The following is a 3,839-nucleotide window of genomic DNA, read 5'->3' on the forward strand; positions in this document are numbered from 1 at the left end:
AGCGGCCGGGCGCGCCGGGCGCGCCGGGCGCGCCGGACGGGCCGGACGGGCCGGACGGGCCGGACGGGCCGGACGGGCCGGACGGGCCGGGCGGCAGGGAGTCCACCGCCAGCAGCCGGCCGGCCCGCCGCGCCAGGCCCAGCTCCTGCCGCAGTGCGCGGGCGAGCCCTTCCTCCGGGGTCTCGGTGTCCTCGACCACGCCGCCCGGAAGCTCCGGCTCCGTCCGGCCCGGGGTGGTCAGTACGAGGACCCGCCCACGCGTGTCCAGGACGACCCCGGCGGCGGCCACGAGCGGGGAGGGACGGTCGGGCACGGCGGGCTCCTGAGGATCGGGTCGGCGGCACGAGCACTATGCCCCGGCCGCGGCGGCTGCCCGGCGCCGACATGCGGGCTCAGGCGCGGGCCAGCAGCAGGCCGCCCATGGTGACCATGGTCGCAGCGACGAGCCCGTCCAGGATCCGCCAGGCGGCCGGCCGGGCGAGCAGGCCGCTCAGCAGCCGGGCCCCGTAGCCCAGACCGGCGAACCAGGTCAGGCTGGCCAGCACGGCCCCGATGGCGAAGGCCCAGCGCAGGTCCCCGCGGTCGGCGGCGAGGGACCCCAGGAGCAGCACGGTGTCCAGGTAGACGTGCGGGTTGAGCCAGGTCATGGCCAGTGCGGTCAGTACGGCCCGGCGGGCGGACCCGCTCGTCGCGCCCTCCGTGGTGAGGGCGGCGCCGGGGGCGGGCCGCAGCACCCTGCGGGCGGCGAGGACTCCGTAGCAGATCAGGAACCCGCCCCCGGCCAGCCCGACCCCGGTCAGGGCGGCCGGCCAGGCGGTGACGAAGGCGCCGACGCCGGCGACGCCGAGGGCGATGAGGACCGCGTCGGAGACGGCGCAGATGGCGACCACGGCGAGGACCGCGTGACGGCGCGCACCTTGGCGGAGGACGAAGGCGTTCTGCGCGCCGATGGCGACGATGAGGGAGAGTCCGGTGCCGAAGCCGGCCAGGGCCGCGGTGACGATGCCGTAGTTCATGACATCGACGGTAGGCAGCGCCTGCGATTCAGTACAGCTAAAGATTTTTACGTACCATTAGCGCTTGTGATGGATGAGCTTCCACTGGACCAGGTACGCACGCTGCTCGCCGTGGTGGACGAGGGCACCTTCGACGCGGCGGCGGCCGCCCTGCACGTGACCCCGTCCGCGGTCAGCCAACGGGTCAAAGCGCTGGAGCAGCGGACCGGGCGGGTGCTGCTGATGCGGACGAAGCCGGTGCGGGCGACCGAATCCGGGGAGGTGGTGGTGCGCTTCGCCCGGCAGCTGGCCCGCCTGGAGCGCGATGCGCGCGCCGAGCTGGGGATGGCCGACGGGAGGGGCCCGGTGCGGCTGCCGATCGCGGTGAACGCGGACTCCCTCGCCACCTGGTTCCTGCCCGTGCTGGCGCGGGTGCCGCAGGATCCGCCGGTCTGCATCGAGCTCCACCGCGAGGACGAGTCGCACACGACGGCGCTGCTGAGGGAGGGGCAGGTGATGGCGGCGGTGACCTCCTCGCCCGACCCGGTGGCCGGCTGCAGCGTACGGATGCTGGGCCTGGCCCGGTACCTGCCGGTCGCCAGTCCCGCGTTCGCGGCCCGCTACCTGAGGGGGGAGCCTGAGCGGGACCTGCGAGAGGCGCCGACGATCGTGTTCGACCGGAAGGACGACCTCCAGGACGCCTTCGTCCGCGGGCTGACGGGGGACCCGGCGGTCGGGGCCGGGCCGGTACGGCACTACGTACCGACGTCGGAAGGGTTCCGCGACGCGGTGGTCGCGGGGCTGGGGTGGGGGCTGGTGCCGGAGCAGCAGTCGAGACCGCTGGTGCGAACGGGGCAGCTGGTGCTGCTGGAGCCGCTGCGGCCGATGGACGTACCCCTGTACTGGCAACAGTGGAAGCTCGATTCGCCCGCCTTGTCGACGGTCGCGGACGTGATCGCGGCGGCGGCCCGGGAGTCGCTCCGCAACCCCCCGGCCTGACCCGGCCCGATCCTGGTGGATCCGGCCCGCCCGCCCCTGGTGGATCCGGCCTGATCCGACCTGATCCGGACTGATCCACAAGACAACGCCTAAGCTGCTGACCATGGAGTCCTACACGATCGGCCAGGCCGCCCGGCTGCTCGGCGTCAGCGTCGACACGGCCCGGCGCTGGGCGGACGGCGACCGGTTCCCCACCCACCGCGAGGGCACCCGGCGGATGGTGGACGGGCCCGACCTGGCCGCCTTCTGCGTCCAGGCAGCGCAGGAGGGCACCGAGGGCGAGGAGGCCCCGCACACCTCGGCCCGCAACGCCTTCCCCGGCATCGTCACCGGGGTGAAGCTGGGCACGGTCGACGCGCAGGTGGAGATCCAGGCCGGGCCGCACCGCATCGTGTCGCTGCTGACGCGCGAGGCGGTGGAGGAGCTCGGGCTGGAAGTGGGCGCGCGGGCCACGGCGCGGGTGAAGTCGACGAGCGTGTTCATCGACCGGGTCTGAGACGGGCGGCGGAGCTCCCCGGGCGGTGAGCCCGGACGCAGGCGTTCCGGCGGCGGTGGCAGACTGGCCGCTGATCCGCCGAAGGGGAGTACGCCGTTGTCCATGTTCAGCAACCTGCGCCGGGTCGTGCGGCGCAGCTACCGGCGGGCCGTCGACCTCAGCCACCCGGCCCGTTCCCCGCTCGGCAGCGCGGTGGTCAACTGCATCGTCTACCGCGACGGCGTACGGCAGGACGACTGCGCCGAGGTCGAGGAGGCGCTGCGCCGGGTCCGCAAGACGGGCGACGGGTTCGTCTGGATCGGCCTGCACGAGCCGGCGAGGTCGGAGCTGGCCGGGCTGGCCGAGCTGTTCGGCCTGCACCCCCTCGCCGTCGAGGACGCGGTGAACGCGCATCAGCGTCCCAAGGTGGAGCGCTACGACGACACCTTGTTCTCCGTCTTCAAGACCGTGCGTTACGTGGAGCACGAGGAGCTGACCGCGACCAGCGAGGTGGTGGAGACCGGCGAGCTGATGGCCTTCACCGGCCAGGACTTCATCATCACCATCCGGCACGGCGGTCGCGGCACGCTGGGCCCGGTCCGCGAGGAGCTGGAGGCCGCCCCGGACCAACTGGCCAATGGGCCCGCGGCCGTTCTGCACGCCATGGCCGACCATGTGGTCGACGACTACGTGGCCGCGACGGACGCGGTGCAGAACGACATCGACGCCGTCGAGACGGCGGTGTTCAGCGAGGACGGCGGCCGCGGCGACGCTGGGCGGATCTACCAGCTCAAGCGTGAACTCCTTGAGCTCCGGCGGGCGGTGGCGCCCCTGAGCCGCCCGCTCCAGCAACTGGCCACCCAGCCGATACCGGTCATCCCGCCGGAGACCCGCGCGTACTTCCGGAACGTGGCCGATCACCTGACCCGGGCCACGGAGCAGATCGGCGCCTACGACAACCTCCTGGACTCCATCCTGCAGGCCCACTTGGCGCAGGTGACCGTGGCCCAGAACGAGGACATGCGCAAGATCACGGCATGGGCGGCGATCGTTGCCGTGCCGACCATGGTCTGCGGGGTGTACGGCATGAACTTCGACCACATGCCCGAACTGCACTGGACCTACGGCTACCCGCTGGTCCTCGGTGTCATGGCGCTCGCCTGCTTCGTCATCCACCGGGGCTTCAGGCGTAACGGCTGGCTCTGACCGGACGGGCTCATTCCTTGGGGTCCGCCCGGGTATTGAGCTGCCGTCAGCTCTGGTAGTAAAGTTTCCTAACGAAGCTGGGACGCCTCAACTACCAGATGGAGGCCTTGTGTTCACCCCTCGTCGCAAGATGCTGGCGATCGGCGCACTGCTCGGCAGTGCGC

General features: G+C 72.6%; 5 protein-coding genes. 3 read left to right on the forward strand and 2 right to left on the reverse strand.

Annotation, left to right across the window (positions count from 1 at the left end; all coding sequences use genetic code 11):
* Together ACWGIU_RS32275 and ACWGIU_RS32280 are read right to left on the reverse strand one after the other, a co-directional pair.
* The coding region (locus tag ACWGIU_RS32275) for an NUDIX domain-containing protein (protein WP_453711656.1) at window positions 1-313 on the reverse strand (313 nt) is incomplete at its 3' end.
* A 79-nt stretch (window positions 314-392) separates the two neighbouring features.
* Window positions 393-1,016 (reverse strand): LysE/ArgO family amino acid transporter, encoded by a 624-nt coding sequence (locus ACWGIU_RS32280; protein ID WP_453711657.1) that lies wholly within the window; start codon window positions 1,014-1,016, stop codon window positions 393-395.
* A gap of 69 nt (window positions 1,017-1,085) precedes the next feature.
* Here ACWGIU_RS32280 and ACWGIU_RS32285 point away from each other — a divergent pair, with 69 nt between their 5' ends.
* The 3 genes from ACWGIU_RS32285 to corA all read left to right on the forward strand — a co-directional run bounded on the left by ACWGIU_RS32285 (window position 1,086) and on the right by corA (window position 3,675).
* Window positions 1,086-1,994 (forward strand): LysR family transcriptional regulator ArgP, encoded by a 909-nt coding sequence (locus ACWGIU_RS32285; RefSeq protein WP_453711658.1) that lies wholly within the window; start codon window positions 1,086-1,088, stop codon window positions 1,992-1,994.
* A 103-nt stretch (window positions 1,995-2,097) separates the two neighbouring features.
* Window positions 2,098-2,490, forward strand: coding sequence for a TOBE domain-containing protein (locus ACWGIU_RS32290; protein ID WP_453711659.1), 393 nt, complete (start codon window positions 2,098-2,100; stop codon window positions 2,488-2,490).
* A gap of 102 nt (window positions 2,491-2,592) precedes the next feature.
* On the forward strand, window positions 2,593-3,675 hold the full coding sequence (gene corA, locus ACWGIU_RS32295) for a magnesium/cobalt transporter CorA (protein WP_453711660.1): 1,083 nt from the start codon (window positions 2,593-2,595) through the stop codon (window positions 3,673-3,675).
* The last annotated feature ends 164 nt before the right edge of the window (window positions 3,676-3,839 follow it).

The sequence above is a fragment of the Streptomyces sp. NPDC054840 genome, from assembly GCF_053611065.1.